15 protein-coding genes and 1 tRNA gene are annotated in these 21,904 nt (G+C 61.6%); 6 read left to right on the plus strand and 10 right to left on the minus strand.

Translation table 11 applies throughout. The features are described 5' to 3' along the window. The first annotated feature begins 131 nt into the window (after positions 1-131). The 4 genes from ABH944_RS07075 (at position 132) to ABH944_RS07090 (ending at position 6,117) form a co-directional block, all read left to right on the plus strand. Complete coding sequence (locus ABH944_RS07075; RefSeq protein ID WP_404604835.1) at positions 132-2,048, plus strand: SMP-30/gluconolactonase/LRE family protein; 1,917 nt, start codon at positions 132-134, stop codon at positions 2,046-2,048. 293 nt (positions 2,049-2,341) lie between these two features. Further along, positions 2,342-3,634, plus strand: coding sequence for an MFS transporter (locus tag ABH944_RS07080; RefSeq protein WP_404604833.1), 1,293 nt, complete (start codon positions 2,342-2,344; stop codon positions 3,632-3,634). Between the two features lie 387 nt (positions 3,635-4,021). Continuing rightward, positions 4,022-4,098: transfer RNA gene (locus ABH944_RS07085), tRNA-Asp, on the plus strand. A 90-nt stretch (positions 4,099-4,188) separates the two neighbouring features. Continuing rightward, the gene (locus ABH944_RS07090) at positions 4,189-6,117 is read left to right on the plus strand and encodes a SurA N-terminal domain-containing protein (RefSeq protein WP_404604831.1); all 1,929 of its coding nucleotides are present in this window, start codon (positions 4,189-4,191) and stop codon (positions 6,115-6,117) included. 92 nt (positions 6,118-6,209) lie between these two features. Here the strand turns inward: ABH944_RS07090 and ABH944_RS07095 are convergent, their stop codons facing one another. After that, complete coding sequence (locus ABH944_RS07095) at positions 6,210-6,548, minus strand: hypothetical protein (protein ID WP_404604829.1); 339 nt, start codon at positions 6,546-6,548, stop codon at positions 6,210-6,212. A 176-nt stretch (positions 6,549-6,724) separates the two neighbouring features. Then, entirely contained in the window at positions 6,725-7,426 is a 702-nt protein-coding gene (locus ABH944_RS07100) for an arylesterase (protein WP_404604827.1), read from the minus strand. Here ABH944_RS07100 and ABH944_RS07105 point away from each other — a divergent pair. After that, the gene (locus ABH944_RS07105; RefSeq protein WP_404604825.1) at positions 7,425-8,126 is read left to right on the plus strand and encodes an ABC transporter ATP-binding protein; all 702 of its coding nucleotides are present in this window, start codon (positions 7,425-7,427) and stop codon (positions 8,124-8,126) included. The two genes, ABH944_RS07100 and ABH944_RS07105, sit on opposite strands and share 2 nt — an antisense overlap. A 60-nt stretch (positions 8,127-8,186) precedes the next feature. Here ABH944_RS07105 and pgi read toward each other — a convergent pair whose 3' ends face one another. The 3 genes from pgi to ABH944_RS07120 form a co-directional block, all read right to left on the minus strand. Then, on the minus strand, positions 8,187-9,812 hold the full coding sequence (pgi, locus tag ABH944_RS07110; RefSeq protein WP_404605353.1) for a glucose-6-phosphate isomerase: 1,626 nt from the start codon (positions 9,810-9,812) through the stop codon (positions 8,187-8,189). A 246-nt stretch (positions 9,813-10,058) separates the two neighbouring features. Beyond that, complete coding sequence (locus tag ABH944_RS07115) at positions 10,059-11,639, minus strand: NAD(P)H-hydrate dehydratase (protein ID WP_404604823.1); 1,581 nt, start codon at positions 11,637-11,639, stop codon at positions 10,059-10,061. Positions 11,640-11,826: 187 nt separating this feature from the next. Continuing rightward, positions 11,827-13,131 (minus strand): FAD-dependent oxidoreductase, encoded by a 1,305-nt coding sequence (locus tag ABH944_RS07120; protein ID WP_404604822.1) that lies wholly within the window; start codon positions 13,129-13,131, stop codon positions 11,827-11,829. A 471-nt stretch (positions 13,132-13,602) separates the two neighbouring features. Here ABH944_RS07120 and purL point away from each other — a divergent pair, with 471 nt between their 5' ends. Then, on the plus strand, positions 13,603-17,661 hold the full coding sequence (gene purL / locus ABH944_RS07125; protein WP_404604820.1) for a phosphoribosylformylglycinamidine synthase: 4,059 nt from the start codon (positions 13,603-13,605) through the stop codon (positions 17,659-17,661). A gap of 120 nt (positions 17,662-17,781) precedes the next feature. Here the strand turns inward: purL and ABH944_RS07130 are convergent, their stop codons facing one another. The 5 genes from ABH944_RS07130 to ABH944_RS07150 form a co-directional block, all read right to left on the minus strand. Beyond that, on the minus strand, positions 17,782-18,564 hold the full coding sequence (locus ABH944_RS07130; protein WP_404604818.1) for a peptidylprolyl isomerase: 783 nt from the start codon (positions 18,562-18,564) through the stop codon (positions 17,782-17,784). A gap of 81 nt (positions 18,565-18,645) precedes the next feature. Then, the gene (locus tag ABH944_RS07135) at positions 18,646-18,969 is read right to left on the minus strand and encodes a BolA family protein (RefSeq protein ID WP_404604817.1); all 324 of its coding nucleotides are present in this window, start codon (positions 18,967-18,969) and stop codon (positions 18,646-18,648) included. Then, positions 18,966-19,505: a septation protein A gene (locus tag ABH944_RS07140; RefSeq protein WP_089160312.1), complete on the minus strand. Its 540-nt coding sequence runs from the start codon at positions 19,503-19,505 to the stop codon at positions 18,966-18,968. The genes ABH944_RS07135 and ABH944_RS07140 overlap by 4 nt, the downstream gene beginning before the upstream one ends. A 249-nt stretch (positions 19,506-19,754) precedes the next feature. After that, entirely contained in the window at positions 19,755-20,177 is a 423-nt protein-coding gene (msrB, locus tag ABH944_RS07145; protein WP_047897284.1) for a peptide-methionine (R)-S-oxide reductase MsrB, read from the minus strand. An 82-nt stretch (positions 20,178-20,259) separates the two neighbouring features. Then, positions 20,260-21,846, minus strand: a complete 1,587-nt coding sequence (locus tag ABH944_RS07150; protein ID WP_404604814.1) for a protein adenylyltransferase SelO — start codon at positions 21,844-21,846, stop codon at positions 20,260-20,262. Positions 21,847-21,904: the final 58 nt, after the last annotated feature.

Here is a 21,904-nt window from a genome sequence, read left to right on the forward strand (position 1 = left end):
AGGCCGCGACAGACGCCATCGGTAGCTCTCCACGTCGAGACCACGAGGTTGTCAACACCACGAACCACGAGCCTATCCAAACTCACAACCACCCACATTCACCGGCCTGAAAAAGGGCGCTCTCCACGATCATGAAACGAAGACTCCACACCGCGTTCCTCGCTGCGCTGCTGATCGCTACGATTGCGCCCGCGTGCCAGGCGCAGTACACCACCGACTGGGTAGCAAATACCTACGGGACCAACGCCACCCGTGTGGGCAGCGTTGCGCGCTCCATGTGGGTAGCACCCGAGGGCGTCATCTACACGGCTTCACTGTGGGACGAAAACGAGGGCGGCGTCGCCATCTACCAGAATGGCCAAAGCACGGGGTCCATAGGCGGTCACGGCGATTTCGAGGGCGGGGCAATCACGGGCAACGCAACTTCAATCTTCGCTGCTTTGGCATTCACCACCGCCAACGGCGGCGGCACGGTAGGGCGGTATAACCGGACCACTCAAGCCCGCGATTTGCTTCTCTCCGTCAGCGCGACGACAACGGCGCAGTTGACCGATGTTATCACCGGTCTCACGACCTCAGGCTCGCTCCTATACGCGAGCGACTTCCCGGGAAATCGCGTCCGCGTCTACACCACCGACGGCACCTGGCGACAGGACATCAACGTCTCAAGCCCGGGCGCGCTCGCCGTGGACGGCGCAGGAAACATCTGGGTTGCGCAGAAGAGCGCCGGCACGATCCTCGAATTCAATCAGGCCGGTGCACCGATGAACACCATCCAGATGCCCGCCACGTCTCGACCGTCGGCGCTGTATTTCGATTCATCGACCGGGTATCTCATGATCGGCGACGAGGGCCCCGACATGAACATCAAGATCTACAACATATCGAGCACGCCATTGCTGGTCAGCACGTTTGGTATCCAGGGCGGATATCTCGACACCACGGCTGGAACGAAAGGCCAGGTCGGCGACAAGCGATTCACCCGCGTCACCGGCATAGGCAAGGACGCGGCAGGCAACCTGTACGTCCTCAACAACCCATGGGGCGGAAGCTGGGACCTCGGCCGCGACGGCGGCACCGATATCCACTCGTACAGCAGCACCGGCACCCTGCAATGGAAGCTTCAGTCGCTCAACTTCGAGGGAGTCGCCGCCCCGGACCCGGGCACAGACGGCGCGTACTTCTATGGAGGCACCAACATATACTCCGGCACCGCCGGAGGAACCTTCGTAGCGAACACGGTCGATCCGATCGACTATCCCTCCGATCCACGAATCAACCTCGCCGATACCTCGCGCGATGAGCACTTCGGTCAGGTCGCGGCCGTCGGCGGAAACCGGATCCTCGTGGCATCCGGCCAGAATCCCGATCATTTCTACTTCTTCCACTTCAATGACGCGAATGGCTACATCGCCATCCCGGATGGCTCGATTCCAGGGACATTGTTCAACGCGACAGCACCGGTCAGGGACGGATTCTGCCTCGACAGCAAAGGTGACGTCTGGGCCGGTCTGGACAAGACGAATGCGATCTGGCACTACCCGCTGACCGGCTTCGATAGCACCGGCAAGCCGACATGGGGAGCAGGAATCGCAACGCCCATTCCGGGCACGATCACACCGTTGTCGCGGATCATCTACCTGCCCGAAAGCGACACCATGATCCTGGCCCAGGGACTGACCGGGGGCTCAGGCTGGACGTCGATTGGAACGAGGGTCGAGGTGTATCACGGCTGGCTCGCGGGCAACACCACCGCTCCCAACCCGGTGATCAACGTCACCAGCGCCAATCCCAAGTCGATCACCGCTGCCGGCAACTATCTGTTCGTCGGATACGTACACACCGTGCCCAACATCGATGCCTTCAACCTGACCACGGGCAACCTGGACATCACGTTGATCAACAGCAGCCCCAGCACCGTGTACGTAGGCAATGACGTGGATTCCATGTACGGCCTCAGGTCGTACCTTCGGTCGACCGGAGAGTACGTGGTCACGAAGGACAACTACAACGGTAGCAGCGTTGTTATTTATCGCTGGACACCGTGATCACCCGGCTCGCCGCGCCCACGCGCGGCGAGTGCCTTCCGCCTCTGGGCCATGTCGAGTTGCCGGCATGGTTTCTTTCCACACGCAGCGTTCGCCCGGAAACTCCGGCAGAGCCTTCCTCATACAGGCCGTGCAGACATCCGCATTTTGCGAGTAGCATGTAACGCCCCGGCAAGCACAATCACCATCGCACTCACCGTGCTTGACCGGGCCGATCCCGCGCTTGCTCGCGGTATCGTTTGAATCCCGAGCATCGTAGATAAAAAAACGTGCCGTACCGGAGGAGACAAAGTATGCGCAAGATGCGCTGGATGGTCATATTTCTATGCTTCCTGGCAATCGCGATCAACTATGTTGATCGTGCGAACCTCGCAGTCGCAGCCCCCCAGATAGAGAAGGCGCTGAACATCGGCCCGGCGCAAATGGGCCTGGTCATGAGCGGTTTTTTCTGGACCTACGCGCTGATGCAAATGCCGTTCGGCTGGTTCGTCGATAAAGTCGGCGCACGCATTGCACTACCGCTTGCGGTCGGATGGTGGTCGGTGTTCACCGCGCTCACAGCAGCGACCACCAGCGTGGCGGGCATGTTCGGCTGCCGCCTGATGCTCGGTGTGGGTGAGGCGGGCGCCTATCCGGCCTGTGCGAAGCTCGTCGCGCAATGGTTCAAACCGGCGCAGCGCGCGTTCGCCACCAGTATCTTCGACAGCGGCTCGCGAGTCGGCTCCGCACTCTCCATCCCGATTGTCGCGCTGATCATCAGCGGCTTCGGCTGGGAAGCATCGTTCGTCGCGACGGGCGCAGTCGGTTTGCTGTGGGTGCTCGGCTGGTTCGTGATCTATCGCAATCCGTCGCGTGGCGACCTGACCGGCGATGAAAACACAGCGCCCGTGCCGCGCGAAAAAACGTCAGGCCAGAACGTTACGTGGGCCTCGCTCTTCAGGCATCGCACGCTCTGGGGCATGATGCTCGGCTTCTTCTGCCTGAACTTCGTGATCTACTTTTTCATCACGTGGTTCCCGAGTTATCTCGTGCAGACGCGCGGCTTTTCGCTCAAGTCGCTCGGCACGCTCGGCATGATTCCCGCGCTTATTTCCATTCCCGGCGGCTGGCTGGGCGGCATCGTTTCGGATGCGCTCTATAAACGCGGCTGGAGCCTGACGAAATCGCGCAAGACCTGCATGGTCGGCGGCATGCTGCTGTCATCGATCATCACGCTGTCAGCGTTCACGACCAGCACGTATGTGATGCTGGGATCGTTTGGAATCGCTTATGGCAGCCTCGCGTTCGCCGCGGCAAGCATCTGGTCGCTTCCCGGCGACGTGGCGCCGACGCCGGACTATGTGGCTTCGATCGGCGGAATCCAGAACTTTGCGTCGAACCTCGCGGGCATCGTGATCACCACGTTCACCGGCCTCATGCTCGCGCTCACCAAAGGGTCGTTCACCATTCCGCTGGTCGTCGCGGGCGGTTTCTGTTTCCTCGGCGCGTTCAGTTATCTCGTGATCGTGGGCAAGATCGAGCCGCTGCGGATTCCGGGCGCCGAGCCGCTCGAGGTGGCTGCATCGCAGGGAGTGGGGGGACGTTAGCGAGTTTGCATTTCGTGGGCATCGCCGCGACTCGCGAGTCCCATGGCAAGCCAACTGGAAGCTTCGGTTTCCGCCGTCGCTACCGGCTCACCCGGCGGCGGCGGTGATTAGCTTCGCAGCCCGCATGAATCGCGCCGGAGCGATCTGCGCCAAAGCAGTCTTTGCTACAGTCATACGAGAAAATTTCGCGCCGTCCGATTTTTCGTTGTATACTGCGTCCCCGATTGAGCAAACGGTTGTGGAGCAAGGCTGGCAGGGTGTTGATCAAACCTTCCGGTGCACCGCTTTCCGGTTCGGCCGGCCAATGGTTTCCGTTTGGTTACCGCAAGTAACTGAAATAATCGGCTGCGCTGTTCGCGTCTGGATCGTTGCAAAAAGTGTAAGAAAGGAGTGGTAGTTCAGTTGGTTAGAATACCGGCCTGTCACGCCGGGGGTCGCGGGTTCGAGTCCCGTCCACTCCGCCAGCATTCACGAGAAGGGCGAACTCCGGTTCGCCTTTTTTATTGCCCGCTGCTGTAACATCGGGCGTTTCGTATTAGGCAGAATCGTCACGCATGCTCGACTTTTTCCGTAATCACCAACGCCTGATGATGGCCCTGTTGATCCTGATCGTCGTGCCGGGATTGGGAATTGTGGGTATCCAGGGCTTCAGCAGTTTCTTCGACGAAAACGCCAATGTCGCCAGCGTCAACGGCCACAAGATCACGCGTGTCGAGTACGACGGCGCAATGCGTCAGCAAATCGATCGCGCGCGGCAGATGCTCGGCGCCCAGTTCGACCCGAAGATGTTCGAATCGCCGGAAATGCGCGCGTCGCTGATCGACAGCCTCGTGCAGCAGCGCGTACTCGCCGATGAAACCCAGCGCCTGCACCTGACCGCTTCCGACGAAGCCGTCCGTCGTGCCTTGCTGGCCGACCCGACTATCGCTTCGCTGCGCAAGCCGGACGGTTCCATCGACGTCGACCAGTACAAGCAATTGCTCGCCATGCAGGGCATGACGCCTGAACAGTACGACGAGCGCGTGCGTTATAGCCTGGCGTCAGACCAGATTCCGTCCAGCATCCAGTCCACGGCGTTCACGTCGAAGACGCTGGCGCAAACGCTGACCGAGATTGCCGAGCAGCGCCGCGACGTTCAAGGTCTTGCGTTTCGCACCGTCGATTACACCGCGAAGATCCAGCCTACCGACGCACAATTGAAGTCGTATTACGACGCGCACAGTGCTGAGTTCGCCACGCCCGAGTCCGCGACCATCCAGTACCTGGTGATGTCGCCGGCCACGTTGTCGGCAGCGGTCAAGCCGTCCGATGCGGACCTCAAGAAGTACTACGACGACAACATTGCGCGCTTCAAGACGCAGGCGCAAGTGCGCGTGAGCCACATCCTGATCACGGCGCCGAAAGACGCAAGCGCTGCGGACAAAGCAAAGGCCAAACAACAAGCCGACGCATTGCTCGCGCAGGTCAAGGCGCATCCGGACCAGTTCGCGCAGGTTGCAGAGAAAAATTCGCAGGACCCGGGATCGGCGGCGAAGGGCGGTGACCTGGGTTATTTCAGCCGCGGCATGATTGCAGGCGGCCAGGCATTCGACGACGCTGCGTTCAGCCTCAAGAAGGGCGAAATCAGCGGGATCGTGCAGACGGATTTCGGTTATCACATTCTCGAAGCGACTGACGTGAAGCCGTCCGTCACGCAGCCGTTCGACGAAGTGAAGGACGCAATCACGAAGGAAGTCGTCGCGCAGCAAGCGGCGAAGAACCTGGCTGACGACGCGGAAGGCTTCACCTCGACGGTGTACGAGCAGTCGAAGTCGCTGCAACCCGCCGCCGACAAATACAAGCTGCAAATCCAGACCGCGACAGTTGGATCGAAGCCGGATCCGAAGTTGCCGCCTGATAGCCCGCTGAACAATCCGAAGTTCCTCGCGGCCGTATTCGCACCGGACTCCGTGAAGCAGCACAACAACACGCAGGCTATCGATATCGGCAACAGCACGCTGATTGCCGGCCGTGTGACGGACTACAAAGCGGCGGCAATACCCGCACTCGACACCATCAAGGACGCAGTGCGCACGAAGGTCGTGGCTGTAGAAGCGGCCCAGGCCGCGCGCAAGGACGGCGAGGCCAAGCTTGCCGAGTTGCAGAAGTCGAACGCGACTACCGGTTTCTCGTCGGTATCGAAGGTATCGCGTAACGACGCGCAGGGCCTGCCGCCCGCCGCGCTCGCTGCGATCTTCAAGGCGGATTCGTCGAAGCTGCCGTCTTATGTCGGCGTCGATCTCGGTGCGGACGGTTACGCTATCTATCGCGTGGATGGTGTCGAGAAGCCCGATCCCGTGACCCCGGACCGTCTGGCCGGCGCGCAGCAGCAAGTCGCGCAGGTCTACGCACAAGCGGAGATGGAGTCGTACCTCGATTCATTGAAGGCGCGCTCGAAGGTGAAGATCACAAACGTGCCCACCACGTCGGATCAGTCGCAATGATCCACAGGATTTGACCCGCACGATAAAAAGCCCCGCTGGCGAAACCAGCGGGGCTTTTCTTATAACGTAGTGATACTAGACCTGCACTGAGGTCAGAGGCATGCCTGGATGTCGCCGGTGGCGTCGCTGCCGGCCGAGCCCGCAGCGCGGAAACCGACCCATGTTCCCGGGCCCGAATAGTTGGGGCGTACGAGCGCGGCTGCGCCGTCCGGCGGTTGCTGACCCGGAACGTAGACATTGGCTGCCATGTCGTTCGCGAGCGTGTCCTGCGAGATCACCTGTTGCTGTGATTTATCGGCCCATTTCTGCGCGATACATTGTGCGACGACCTTCGGCGGTTGCTGGCTCGTGCCGACCTGACTAACGTTAGGGGACGGAGCGGCGCAAGCCGAGATCGCGACGGTCATAGCGAGAATTGGTAAATATTTCACGTTACCTCCTTTCAATGCGCTCACAGCGGAGCCGGGTTTTTCAGGGTTACGCGAAAATCTTGATTACTGAATCGTGGCCGTATTCCGCGCATGGCTAAAAGCCAACCGGGCGACGCGCTGACAGGATTGAAGCGGGTTATATCGATGAATTGCTTCGATAAGTCATATCCCTCCGGTCATTTCGATGGCGCGCCCAGCAAAGGTCTTAAAACTGGCCAGACGTTGTTCAATAGCAAGGGCTGGGCCTGAGGGGTCGGATGCATCTGATCCGCCTGGAACATGTCGGGCTTGTTTTCAATGCCGGCCATTAAGAACGGGACTAGCGGCACATGCTTTTCTTTGGACAATTGTTCGTAGACGCCGTGAAACTTTTGCGAATAGTCGGGGCCATAGTTAGGCGGAACATACATCCCGACGAGTAAGACTTTCGCGTTGGCTGCCTGCGATTTCTCGATAATGCTCCGCAAGTTCGCCTCGGTGGTCTCGAGCGGCACGCCGCGCAGCGCGTCGTTGGCGCCGAGTTCCACAATGACTATGCTGGGCTTGAGGCGGTTGAGCGCAGCGGGCAGGCGGGCAAGGCCGCCGCTGGTGGTGTCGCCGCTGATGCTTGAATTGGCGACGCTATAATCAAAGTGCTCTTGCGGAAGCTTCGAGCGCAGCAACGCAACCCAGCCTGTATCGCGCGGCAGGCCGTATTCCGCGGAAAGGCTGTCGCCAAGGACCACGATCGACGGTTTGGCGGCTATGGCCGCAGCCGCGACCGCAGCCGCGTCTTGCGCCGCATGCGCCGGCGCAGCGCCCAAGCATGCAACCCATACAACCAATGCCAGCGGTGCCAGCGTGGCGCGCGTTGTCCAGTTCACCTTAAGTCTCTCCATGCAAAACAATATCGAGCCAGTCATTGAAGTACGGGGTTTAAGCAAGCGGGTGAAAGACGCGACGGGCGAACTGATCATCCTCGATCAGATCGACCTGTCGATCGAAAAGGGCAGCAGCGTGGCCATAGTCGGCGCATCGGGGTCGGGCAAGTCCACCTTGCTCGGTCTGCTTGCCGGATTGGACAGCGCAACAGCCGGCTCGGTTCGCCTGCTCGGGCGCGACCTGGGCACGCTGAACGAAGACGAGCGTGCGGCCTTGCGCAGCGGCTCGGTGGGATTCGTATTCCAGTCGTTCCAGTTGATGCCGCATCTGACCGCGCTCGAGAACGTGATGTTGCCTCTGGAATTGCGCGGCGACGTGCCGCACAAGGAGATCGCAACGCGTGCACGGGACCTGCTCGAACAGGTCGGCCTCGGTCAGCGAACCGCGCATTATCCCAAGCTGTTATCCGGTGGCGAGCAACAACGCGTGGCGCTTGCGCGCGCGTTCGTCACGCATCCGGCCGTGCTGTTCGCCGATGAACCCACCGGCAGTCTTGATGCGGCAACGGGTTACGCGATCATCGACCTGATGTTCGAGATGAACCGCCGCAACGGCGCCACGTTGATCCTCGTCACGCATGACGCCGAACTGGCCGAGCGATGCGACGCGACAGTGACAATAGAAGCAGGCCGTCTGGTGAACGGCCTGAACGTGTAGTTGACTTGCTGCAAGGCGTCTCGCGTCGTCATTCGTGGACAACGCGGGACACCCTTCAAATCAAAGCCCCTTCAACGCAGCCTGCGCACGCGCGATCAACGCCGACGTCGACGAATCATGCTTCGTCGGGTCGGCCTTGTCGCTGGTGATATCGGCTTCCACTACCTTGCCGAGGATCTTGCCCAGCTCAACGCCCCACTGATCGAACGAGTTGATGTCCCACACCGCGCCCTGCACCAGCACCTTGTGCTCGTACAGCGCGATAACCGCGCCCAGTGCTTCAGGCGTGAGAGCGTCGAGAATGATCGTCGTGGTCGGGCGATTGCCGGGGAAGCTCAGGTGAGTAGCGAGTGCTTCCTTGCCGGGTCCTGCGACCTTCTTCGCTTCTTCCAGCGTGCGCCCGAGCATCAGCGCTTCGCTTTGCGCGAAGCAATTCGCGAGCAGCTTGGCGTGGTGATCGACAAGTGGATGTTCCGGCGTCAGCACGGCGATGAAGTCGATCGGGATCATGGTCGGACCCTGGTGCAGCATCTGGTAGAACGCGTGCTGGCCGTTCGTGCCGGGCTCGCCCCAGATCACCGCGGCGGTCGGGTAGTCGACCATGGTGCCGTCGAGACGTGCCGACTTGCCGTTGCTCTCCATCTCGAGTTGCTGAAGATACGACGACAGATAGCGCATGGCTTGCGAGTACGGCGCGACCATCACGCTTTGCGACTCGAAGAAGTCGCGATACCAGATGCCGATCATGCCCATCAGCACGGGCAGGTTGCGTTCGAACGGCGCGGTACGGAAATGCTCGTCCATGGCATGAGCGCCGGCGAGCAGCTTTTCGAAGTTCTCCGGGCCAACCGAGATCACGATCGACAAGCCGACGGTAGACCATAGGGAATAACGTCCGCCGACCCAGTCCCACATCTCGAAGACGTTTTCCTTCGCAATGCCGAACTTGACCACTTCCTCAGGATTCGCCGATACGCCCACGAAGTGCTTCGACAGCGCTTCTTCCGGGCAGCCGCTCTTCAGGAACCACTCGCGCATGGAGCGCGCGTTGGTCATGGTTTCGAGCGTGGTGAAGGTCTTCGACACAACAATGGCCAGCGTCTCTTCAGCGTCAATGCCCTTGAGCACGTTGTAGATATCGGCGCCATCGACGTTGGATACAAAATGCGTGTCCAGACCCGGCTGCGCCAGGTGCTGCAATGCATGCACGACCATCTTCGGCCCGAGATCCGAGCCGCCGATGCCGATGTTCACCACATGGCGAATCCGCTTGCCGGTGTAACCGGTCCACGAGCCGTCGCGGACCTTGTTCGCAAACGCGGCCATCTTGGCTTTTTCAGCGCGGATTTCTTTCTGGAACGGGGAGTTGTCGTCGGTGGAACGCAAGGCCGTGTGCAGCACCGCGCGATGTTCCGTGACATTGACGATATCGCCGGCAAACACGGCGTCGCGCTTTTCAGCGACCTTGGCCTGCTGTGCGAGTTCGACGAGCAGCTTGAGCGTGGCTTCGGTAATGCGATTCTTCGAGAAGTCGATGGAGATGCCGCCGCCGTCAAAAGTCAGGCGCTCGGCGCGGGACGGGGTGGTGTCGTTTTGCGGCGCGAACCAGTCGCGCAGGCGCTCGTCACGGATGGCATCGTAATGCGTCTGGAGCGCCGGCCAGGCAGGGAGCGAATTGAGCGTCATAACGGTCCGTTTATCAGAGGGTGACGGGAAGTACTGATCATCGCGCGGAGTGTGATGGTCCATCTCGACCGCCTTCTCAGCCGCCTTACCAGCCAGCTTATTAACCAGCTCACGCGCGAGTCAACAAGTATAGCCACGATGGATGAATGATGGCTTGCATGAAGGTTAAGCCGCGTGGGTGACGGCTTCGTGTTTCGTTCATCATCGATAAACGCTGCCGGCCAACAGTGGCCTCGAGGGCGTATTTCACGCGGCGTAAAAGAGCCGGTTGAGCAAACTGCGCACTTTCGGTGCCAGCTCGCCCGCGGTCAGTCCCGCGGGTCCTTCGCCTTCATCGGTCAACGCTTCGGCGGCAAGCCCGTGCAGATAAACCCCGGCAAGCGCGGCTTCATAAGCCGGCACGCCTTGCGCGAGAAACGCGCCGATCAACCCGCCCAGCACGTCGCCGGTCCCGCCCGTGGCGAGCGCTGCATTGCCGGTCGGGTTCACTGAAACGCGTCCGTCCGGCGACGCGACAATCGTGCCTGAGCCTTTCAGCACAGCCACCGCGGAGAAACGCGCCGCCAACTGCCGCGCGGCAGCAATACGATCCGCTTGAATCTTCTTGACATCCGATCCGAGCAAGCGGGCTGCCTCCAGCGGATGCGGCGTCAGCACGCAAGGATCTCCGCGGCCTCCCCGTTCCGCGACCCTGGCGGCCAGCTTTTCATCCGATGAAATCAGGTTGAGCGCGTCGGCATCGAGGAGCTTGGGGACATCGAGCGCGAGCACATCGACGAGCACTTTCTTTGCGCGCTCGCTCTGGCCCATGCCGCAGCCGAGCGCGAGCGCATTCATCCTGTCGAGGGAAAGCTGGTCGACGTGATGCAGCATCAGCTCGGGGTGCGGTGGATCGTAGGGCGGTGAATCGGTGCCGATGAACGCCACGTTGACCTTGCCCGCGCCTGCGTACAGCGCCATGCGCGCGGCCAGGATCGGTGCGCCACACATGCCGGTGTCGCCGCCGAGCACGGCGAGCGTGCCGAACGTGCCCTTGTTGGTCGCGTAGTCGCGGTGTGGCAAGTGGGCGCCGAACAGCGATGGCGCGTTCAGCACGACGGAGGGTTCAAGGGGCGGCTTGACGCCCAGGTCGGCGATATAAAGCTTGCCCGTCAGGTCGCGGCCATCGCCGGTGAAATGACCCGGCTTCGCGCCAATGAACGTGATGGTGTGCGTGGCGCGAACGGCCTGCGCGCGGCCGTCGGCGCTGCGGCTGACCGGCTCGCCCGTGTCGCTTGCAAGCCCGCTCGCGATATCCAGCGCAAGTACGCCGCCGTTCGCCTTCGAGCGCCGCGACAGGCGCGCGGCGAGATCCGCGAACATGCCTTCCAGCGGCCGGCCCAGGCCGATGCCGAACATGCCGTCGACGAGCCAGCCGAAGTTATCGAAGGAAGCAGGGGCTTCCGTCGTGATTTTCACGCCCGCTTGGGCGGCTTCGGCCAGCGCCCAGCGTGCGTCGTCGGGTTTGACTTCCACCGGCATGCAGACTTCGACATCGATGCCGGCTTGCCGTAGGCGGGCCGCCATCACCAGCGCATCGCCGCCATTATTGCCCGGCCCGGCCACGATCCAGACCGGCAGCGCGGCGAGATGCGGCGCATGCCGGTTCTGATCGATGATGAATTGCGCGGCCGCAGCTCCGGCGCGCCCCATCAGCGTATTTGCGGGGAGGGCGGCGGCTGCGCGGCTTTCAAGCATGCGGAGTTCGCCGAGCGTCAGGAGCGCCAGCGCGCGATCGCGTGGCTCGACGTAGGGCGGGGTGAAGTCGTGAAGGGCAGGGTCGGTCATGGCGGCAGCGTGGGAGGAGTGCGTGAACGCATCGCAATTATTGCGCCCAAATGGCCGCAAGCGCCGGTCACCGGGGATTCGCAAAGCGCCTTACTTTCGCCAAAGGCGCTTTGCTTGTCCACCTCTCTGGTCCACGTCGCTGGTTCTTTCACCGGCCAGACTCACGCCCGATGACGCTCAAAAGTTCCTAGAACCGGTCCATCCGCAGCGCGCTCACCGTTTCAGAGGGAACCTCGGGCGTGATTCCGGAGACCATCGCGGCAACCACCTTGGCTGCGCCGCAAGCAATGCCCCAGCCTGCCGGCCCGTGCGCGGCGTTGATGAACAAACGCGCATGCGCCGTCGGGCTCACGACCGGCAACCCGTCCGGCGACACCAGCCTGATACCGTCCCACGCCCGCGCCGCGGATACCTTCGCCGCGCCCGGAATCCAGTCGTGGGTTGCTTGTCCCAGCAGCGCCAGGGCGCGCCGCGTCATGCTTTCGGTCATCGGCTTGTGCGCCTTGGCCACGCTCTCGAGTACCGCGCCACCGGTTACGCGCATGCGCTGGTTGATCCGCGTCATGGTGATGCGTTTCACCGAATCGACCACCGTAATGTGCGGCGCACGCTCTTCGTAAGCAATCGGCGCGGTCAGCGTATGCAGGCGCAGCGGATGCAGCGGCAACCTGATTCCGAGCGTGGCCAGCAACGCCGGCGTGCCGGTGCCGGCTGCCACCACGATGGCATCAGCGCCAATCAGTTCCACGTCGCGAGACTTCCGGCCTTTGCCGTCGACTTCGCCCGCGCGCGGACCGAGTTCCACGGCGGCACGCTGGGCGTCGGCGCGAATAGCCGTTACTTCGCGGCCAAGCTGGAACTGCACGCCGCCGTCTTCCAGCAATTGCTTGAGCAGCTTGGTGAACAGCGGGCAATTGGCGGTGCGGGCGTCGCCAAGCAAGACACCGCCGGCAAGCGGCGGATCGTCGGGGATGGAGGGCTCCGCGGCCACGCATTCCCCAGGCGTCAACATGCGGTGAGGCGTCTCATAGCGCTGCAGCAGCGCGATGGCGGACTGCGCCAGCTCGAGATCGCGTTCATGGCGGAACACGTGCAGCACACCGGTGCGCTGTTCGTAATCGAGTGCGTACCGGGAGTCGATGTCGGTCATCACGTCGCGCGACATCTCCACCAGCGGCCGCAGGGCGGCGTATTGCCCGGTGAAGCGCTCGGGATCCTGGAGCTGCGCCAATTGCTTGGCAAACTCGCGGGTGTCGGAATTGAAGCCGGGCTTGAACAGGATGCCGGTTTTTGCGGCACGCCGTGTCTGCATGAACGTCGGGCCGAACCACACGTCGAGCGGCGAGGGCAGCACGGAGCCGCCGTGACCGTAGGTTGCGCCTTGCGCAACAGTGGCATGGCGCTCGACCACGCAGACGCGGTGCCCGTTTGCACGCAATTGATACGCGGTGGCGATGCCGGCGATTCCGCCGCCGATGACGATGACATCCATGATTCGTTCTCGCCCGAAGGCGCAAGACCAGACTGGTTCACGAGCCGGCGCCCGATGTGTCAGGGCGCCCGGGATTCGCCGGGATTCTCGTGAGAGAGGCGAACCGGCGTCTGAGGAGCAGACGCCGGTCAGGGAAAGCGCGCCATGATAGCGCCAAACGGGAATCGACGGGACGCCAAGAGACCGAGCAGAGCGGCGCCGGCGACCGGTCTGGCGGCTGAAAACCCGTGTCCGGTAAGGCTGTTGAAGTGCGCCGCAGGACCCTTGCAAGAACGCTCCGGGAGTATTTCAGAGATTGCAGCGGCGCTGCCAGGCCGCTTCATGGCATGGCCCGGGGTCCGTTTTCGAGACACTTCCGGGTTATAATCCGGGTCTTCCCACCGCCAATTGCGGCACTGCCGCAAACGGCTCCGACGTCTTTCGTCTCGACGTCTGCCTTGACGTATTCGACGTCTTTTAAGCACCGCGACAATGGCCCACTTCTCGTGTTTCCCCGGCGCTTCGGCCCTCTCCGATTTCCGTCAAACCCGCCTGCTCGCAACACTGACGCGCATCGACCCGGCAATTGTCGGCGTACGCGGCCAGTATCTGCATTTCGTGAACTCGGCCGATCCGCTTTCCGATGAAGACAGCAACCGCATCCACGCGCTGATGCACTACGGCACGCCGTTCGAGGCGGGCGCCGAGCGCGGCGCGCACGAAACCTTCATGGTCGTGCCGCGTTTCGGCACCGTTTCGCCGTGGGCGAGCAAGGCGACAGATATTGCGCATCACTGCGGCCTCACGCAGGTGCGTCGGATCGAGCGTGGTATCGAATATACGGTGATCCTGAAAAGCGGCTTGCTCGGCAGCGGCATTGGCGGCAAGAAGGCGTTAGGCGAACAGGAACGTGCGGCGGTTGCCGCCGCGCTGCACGACCGGATGACCGAGAGCGTGGCGCCGTCGCGGGATCACGCACTCCATCTCTTCGACGAACTGCCGGCGCAGCCGCTGCAAGCCGTCGATATCCTCGGCCATGGCCGCGGCGCGCTGGAAACGGCAAACGCGGAACTCGGCCTCGCGCTGGCGGAAGATGAGATCGACTACCTAGTCGATTCGTTCAAGCAACTGGAGCGCAATCCGACCGACGTCGAACTGATGATGTTCGCGCAGGCCAACAGCGAACATTGCCGCCACAAGATTTTCAACGGGCAGTGGACTATCGACGGCGAGCCGCAGGACATCTCGCTTTTCAACATGATCCGCAACACCGAGAAGCTGAATCACGCCGGCACGATCGTCGCGTATTCGGACAACTCGGCGATCATGGAAGGCGGTACGGCCGAGCGCTGGTTCCCGCGCGGTTCGAATGAACATTACGGCCGTCACACCGAGTTGACGCACACGTTGATGAAGGTCGAGACGCATAACCACCCGACCGCCATTTCGCCGTTTGCAGGCGCTGCAACAGGCTCGGGCGGCGAGATCCGCGACGAAGGCGCAACGGGCCGCGGCGCGCGCCCGAAGGCCGGCCTGGCTGGTTTTACGGTATCGAACCTGGACTTGCCCGATGCACGCCAGCCGTGGGAAAACGCCCGCGACAGCGCCGTGCCGGTGCCGCAGCGCAATCCCTCGGACGCGCACGAGCCGTACGGCAAGCCCGAGCGCATTGCGTCGTCGCTGCAGATCATGATCGATGGCCCGATCGGCGCGGCCGCGTTCAATAATGAATTCGGCCGGCCCAATCTGGGCGGCTATTTCCGCGCGTATGAGCAGAACGCTGCCGGGCGCGTGCGGGGTTATCACAAGCCGATCATGATCGCGGGTGGGATCGGCAATATCTCGGACCAGCACACCCACAAGATGGATCTGCCGGCGGGGTCCTTGCTGATCCAGATCGGCGGTCCGGGCATGCGGATCGGCATGGGCGGCGGTGCGGCAAGTTCCATGGCGACCGGCGCGAACACCGCGCAACTCGACTTCGATTCCGTCCAGCGCGGCAACCCGGAAATCCAGCGGCGCGCGCAGGAGGTCATCAATGCGTGCTGGCAGTTGGGCGCCGCGAACCCGATCCTGAGCATCCACGACGTGGGCGCGGGCGGGTTGTCGAATGCGTTTCCCGAGCTGGTCGATGGTGCGGACAAGGGCGCGCGGTTCGAATTGCGTCGCGTGCAGCTCGAGGAATCGGGTTTATCGCCGCGGGAAATCTGGTCGAACGAAGCGCAGGAGCGTTACGTCCTGGCGATTGCGCCGGAAAGCCTCCCGGCCTTCGAAGCCATCTGCGCGCGCGAACGCTGCCCGGTGGCCGTGGTGGGCGTGGCGACCGAAGAACGCCAGTTACAGTTGATCGACGACTCGAAGAGGGCGGATCAAAAGCTCGAACCGGTCGATATGCCCATGGAAGTCTTGCTGGGCAAGACGCCGAAGATGCATCGCGACGTGAAGCGCGAAGTCCTGACGTTCGAGCCTGTCGATGTGACCGGAATGGTGTTGTCCGAGATCGCGGTGAGCGTGCTCAAGCACCCGACGGTCGCCAGCAAATCGTTCCTGATCACGATTGGCGACCGCTCGGTGGGCGGCACGACGGCGCGCGACCAGATGGTCGGCCCGTGGCAAGTGCCGGTCGCCGATTGCGCGATCACCACCATGGACTACGCGGGCTACCGCGGAGAAGCAATGACCATTGCCGAGCGCACGCCTTTGGCTGTGATCAACGCGCCGGCATCGGGCCGCATGGCGGTGGGCGAAGCGGTGACGAACATTGCTTCGGCGCCTATTGAGTCGTTGAGCAAGCTGAAGCTGTCCGCCAACTGGATGGCCGCGTGCGGCAGTCCCGGCGAAGACGCAGCGCTGTTCGACACCGTGAAGGCGATCGGCATGGAGTTGTGCCCGGCGCTGGGCATCAGCATTCCTGTCGGCAAGGATTCGCTGTCCATGCGCACTAAGTGGCAGGACGCCACGGGCGCGGCGAAGGAGGTCGTGTCGCCGGTGTCGCTGATCATTTCGGCGTTTGCACCGGTTGAAGATGTGCGCCGTCAACTCACGCCGCAGTTGCAGCGCGGCACGGACACGGTGCTGATCTCGATCGACCTGGGTCGCGGCAAGAATCGTCTTGGCGGCAGCATTCTGGCGCAGGTGACGCAGCAGATTGGCGATACGGTTCCTGACGTCGACGACGCCGAGGACCTGAAGCGTTTCTTCAACGCGATCCAGTCGCTGAATGCGGCGGGCAAGCTGCTCGCGTATCACGATCGTTCCGATGGCGGCCTTTGGGCGACTGTCTGCGAAATGGCGTTTGCGGGGCACGTGGGGGTGTCGCTGAACGTCGACATGCTGATCCTCGATCCCAACCACGAATCCGATTACGGTGACGCCAAGGACTGGGCGAAGCAGACCAGCGGCCGTCGTGAAGACCGGACCATTCGCGCGTTGTTCGCCGAGGAGCTGGGCGGCGTGATCCAGGTGTCCCTGGCGGATCGCGATGCCGTGTTGGCTGTGTTGCGTGAGCACGGGCTGTCTGCTTGCAGCGAAGTGGTCGGCAAGCCGAACGAGCGTGACGCGATCGAAATTTATCGCGACGCGAAGAAGATCTACGAAGCGCCGCGCCATGAGTTGCAGCGTGCGTGGAGCGAAGTGAGCTGGCGCATCGCGCGGTTACGCGATAACCCCGCCTGCGCCGATGCCGAATACGACGCATTGCTGGATCCCGCTGATCCGGGCATTTCGCCGGTGCTGACTTTCGATCCGGCGCAGGATGTGTCGGCTCCGTTTGTTGGAAAGGGTGCGCGTCCGCGTGTCGCTATCCTGCGCGAACAGGGCGTCAATTCGCATCTGGAAACGGCTTATGCGTTTGACCGTTCGGGCTTTGACACCCACGACGTCCACATGAGCGATTTGCTGGAAGGACGCGTGACGCTGGCGGATTTCGCGGGCGCGGTGGCTTGCGGTGGTTTCTCTTACGGCGATGTGCTCGGCGCGGGCGAGGGCTGGGCGAAGACTATTCGTTTCAACCCGCGTCTGGCTGATATGTTCGCGGAGTTCTTTGGTCGCACGGACACCTTCGCGCTGGGCATTTGCAATGGTTGCCAGATGATGAGCAGCCTCGCTTCATTGATCCCCGGCGCGGACGCATGGCCGAAGTTTACGAGAAACAAGTCGGAGCAATTCGAGGCGCGGTTTGCGTCGGTCGAGGTGCAAAGCTCGCCGTCGATATTCTTCGCCGGGATGGAAGGTTCGCGGATTCCGGTAGCCGTCGCTCACGGTGAAGGGTTCGCGGATTTCTCGCAGCAGGGTGACATGGCGAATGCGTTGGCGGCAATGCGTTTCGTCGATAACCAGGGCGCTGCAACCGAGCGTTATCCGTTGAATCCGAATGGCTCGCCGGAGGGGATTACGTCGGTGACGACGCCTGACGGGCGCTTCACGGTGTTGATGCCGCATATGGAGCGGGTGCACAGGAACGTGCAGATGAGCTGGACGCCTGCCGACTGGACTACGGATGCAAGTCCGTGGTTGCGCGTGTTCCAGAACGCACGACGGTGGGTGGGGTAAAAGCCGCACGGTGCCCTTTTCACCGGGTAAAAGGGCACCGCAACGCAAAACGAAAACCCAATAAGAATGCCCCACTGGCGCAAACCAGCGGGGCATTTTCACGTCGGCGGAAATCAGCAGTTACTTGATAACAGCCTTCTTCTGCAAACCTTCTTCAAACGCCTGCAGTTTTTCCTGTTCGATCTGCTTCGCAATCTGATCCTTCACTTGCTCGAGCGGCGGCGGGGCGACATCGCGGATATCGTCCAGGCGGATGATGTGCCAGCCGAATTGCGTCTTCACCGGCTCGTCGGTCATCTCACCCTTCTTCAACTTCTCGGCCGCTGCGCCAAACTCCGGCACATACGCCTGCGGGCTTGACCAGTCCAGATCGCCACCATTCTTGCCCGATCCCGGATCCTTGGAATACTGCTTCGCCAGATCTTCAAAGCTTGCACCAGCCTTGATCTTCGCAATCAGGTCCTTAGCCTGGGCTTCGTTGTCGACGAGAATATGGTGCAGGTGATATTCCTTGCCGCCGCCAACCTGCTTCACCATGTCGTCGTACCGCGCCTTGATCTCGGCATCGGTCGGCGCATTGTTCTTCACGAAATCTTCAATCAACGCGCGCAGCACCACCGTCTGCTGAGCAACGGCGATTTGCGCCTTTACGTCAGGACGGGTGGCAATACCGCGCCGCATGGCTTCCTGCATCAGGATCTCGCGATTCACCAGCTCTTGACGTACGGCCGCCTGCAATTGCGGCGTATCCTGCTGCCCCTGTTGAACGAGTTGCGCCACAAGCGCATCGACACGGGATTTCGGAATCGGTGTGCCGTTCACCACGGCAATGTTCTGAGCAAACACGGGCGCCGCCGCGAACGCGGCCAGCAACACCCAAATACGGGGATTTTTCAAAATCATCAATAGTTCCTGATCAGAACGAGGGCTGGGAATCTTGGCTGAAAGCAAAACTGAACCGGAGGACAGTTAAGTTACTAGGGGTCACTCGAACTGGTCTGCAAACTCTTCGGGTGTAAAAGCCTTGATGGCAAGCGCATGAATACCCTGCCGCAGCTCGTCGGCCAGCGCATCATACACCAGCCGGTGCCGCGCCACGCGTGGCTTCCCGGCGAATCGGGCCGCCACGATGGTAACCGTGTAGTGACTTCCCGCCGAGGCTCCGGCATGACCCGCGTGCGCCGCGCTGTCGTCGTCTATATGGACCGATGAAGCGTCCAGCGCCGAATTGAGCCGCGCTTCGAGATAAGCAATCTTCCCCTCGGCTGACGCGTTGACGAAGTTCTCGATAAAACCGGGATCGCTCATTTCCCTTCGTCCTCTTTCATATACTTCGCGAGCCACAAACTCTGCGCGACGATAAACACCAGCAAACACCCGGTCGCGCCGAACAGCTTGAAGTTGACCCATTGGTCGGTGGTGTAGTTGAACGCGACGAACAGATTGACTACGCCGAGAATCGCGAAGAACACGGCCCAGGCAAGGTTCAATTGGCCCCACACGCGGTGCGGCAACACAATCTGCTTGCCCATCATCGCTTCAATGAGGTTCTTGCCGAAAGCGACCTGCGACACGATCAGCGCGCCGGCGAAAAGCCAGTAAAGCGCGGTGGGTTTCCACTTGATGAAGGTGTCGTTATGCAGCACGAGTGTCGCGCCGCCGAATACGACCACCACACCCAGGCTCACCCACAGCATGGGATCGACCTTGCGATGCCGGAACGCGACCCAGGCGATCTGCACAAGCGTGGCAACAATTGCGACAGCGGTCGCGGTGTAGATGCCCCAGATCTTGAATGCGACGAAGAAGAGGAGGATCGGAAATAGATCGAACAGAAATTTCATGTCGTAGGGACGAGGAGGGCATCAATATGAAAGCGCGCACGCGCCGCGTGTTGCCGGTTCGCTACCGGCGCAGCACGACGCCTGGCGAGTGAATAGCCGCGGTCAGCCGCATTTCGCAGGATTTATCCGCAAGTCAGGCGCGTTTGCAAGCATTTGAAAGCGCGCGGCGAGGCAGGTCGCCGCGCCAACACCTACATCAACACCAACTTACTGGCGCATGGCTGCACTGGCCGGCGTCGCCCGACGCGCTTACTTGGGTTCGAATTGTAGCGCAGCCGAGTTGATGCAGTAGCGCAGACCGGTCGGCGCGGGACCGTCTTCGAAAACGTGGCCCAGATGTGCGCCGCAGTTCTTGCATTGCACTTCGATGCGCAGCATGCCGTGCGCATGGTCCGTTTTTTCCTTGATGACTTCGCCATTGATCGGCTTGAAGTAGCTCGGCCAGCCGCAACCGGCATCGAATTTCGTATCCGACTCGAACAGCGGTGTGCCGCAGCACACGCAGTCATACACACCGCGCTCCGTGTGATCCCAGTACTCGCCGGTGAACGGCCGTTCGGTGGCGGCGTGGCGCGTCACCTGGTACTGGATATCGGTCAATTCCTTTCGATACGCGGCGTCGTCCTTCTGCAGCGGGGCAACGGGGTCTTTCGTGAGGTCGTCTCGGTTCATCGTGCTATCTCCAGATCTTTAGCGGAGCCTGATGGAGCCCGGATAAGGCAGCTCGTTCGGGCTCAATTATTTGGGGGTTATTTCAGGAAGAACAACTGACTTCCAGGTCGCTCGCCCAGTCGGGCGGCAGGCCGGCATACGCTTCAAATTCGGGTTGTTCATCGAACGGATGGCGCAGCACCTGTGCCAGCCGTTCGACTTCGGAAAAATCCTTCTCTTTCGCCAGCCGGATGGCATTTTCGGCCAGATGATTGCGTAAGACATATTTTGGATTCACGGCGTTCATCGCGCTTGCCCGCGCTTCGTCGCCCTGTGTTTCTTCCGACAACCGAAGCCGGTAGTCGTTCGCCCAGACATCGAAAGCGGCGCGATCGAGGAACAGGTCACGCACCGGCGCGTCGCCGGAAGCGTCAGCCTTGCGCATTTTGGCCAGGTTTCGGAACGTCAGCGTGAAATCGGCGCGGTTCGCGTTCACCACTTCGAACAGGCGGTTCGCGAGTTTGTCGTCGCCTTCGCGAATCTCCCCCAGACCCAGCTTTGCACGCATGCGGCGCTCGAGCGCGGGCGCAAAACGGTCCTTGAATCCTTCCAGCACCCGCTGCGCGTCTTCGATCACCTTGTCGTTGCGCGTGTCGCTGTCGTATTGCGGACCGAACAGCGGCACCAGCGCTTGCGCCAGGCAAAACAGATTCCAGTAGCCAATCTGCGGCTGCATTTTATAAGCGTAGCGGCCCTGCGAATCCGAGTGATTGCAGATGTGATTCGCATTGAATCCATCGATAAACCCAAACGGGCCGTAGTCGATCGTCAGCCCGAGGATCGACATGTTGTCCGTGTTCATCACGCCGTGGCAAAACCCGACGGCCTGCCAGTCCGCCATCAGGTCGGCAGTGCGAAGGGTGACTTCATTGAGAAGCGCGAGATAAGGATCGTCGGCTTCGCGGCACTGCGGGTAGAACCGGTCGATCACGTGGTCGGCGAGCTTCTTCAAGTCGTCGAACCGGTCGTTCGAGTAGAAGTGCTCGAAGTGGCCGAAGCGCACGAAACTCGGCGCGACGCGCGTCACAACGGCAGCCGTTTCCATTGTTTCGCGGCGCACGGGCTGGTCCGATCCGATGACGCACAACGCACGCGTAGTCGGAATGCCGAGATGGTGCATGGCTTCGGAGCACAAATATTCGCGTATGGATGAACGCAGTACGGCGCGCCCGTCGCCCATACGTGAATAAGGCGTGCGTCCCGCGCCTTTTAGCTGCAACTCAAGACGCTTCCCCTCGTGTTCGATCTCTCCCAGCCCGATCGCGCGGCCATCCCCGAGCTGGCCGGCCCACACGCCGAACTGATGCCCCGAATACACCGACGCATACGGCAACTTCTCCGCGGGCCATTCGCGCGTGGGATTGCCCGCGAAGAGCGCTGCAAACGGCTGGGCGAACGCCGGAGCTTGCGCGTCGGCGGCGTTGAAACCCAGTTGCGCGGCAGTATCGGCGGAAATGCCTACCAGATAAGGCTCCGGCAACGGGGCGGCGGGCAGGCGGGTGAGAAAGGCGGAGCCGAGTGAAACGAACGCATCGGGCCGATCGGTTTCGATCGATGCCAGCAGCGAATCCACGGGCGCGGGGCTTGCCAGTTCGGCTTGCGCGGCGGTGCTGCTTGGGGAAAACGACATATTGAGCACCTCATGATTAACCGATATTGTAAATCCGCGCTCGCGCCGCTGCACAAGC

This window comes from Caballeronia udeis, from assembly GCF_044909315.1.
GTDB lineage: Bacteria > Pseudomonadota > Gammaproteobacteria > Burkholderiales > Burkholderiaceae > Caballeronia > Caballeronia udeis_A.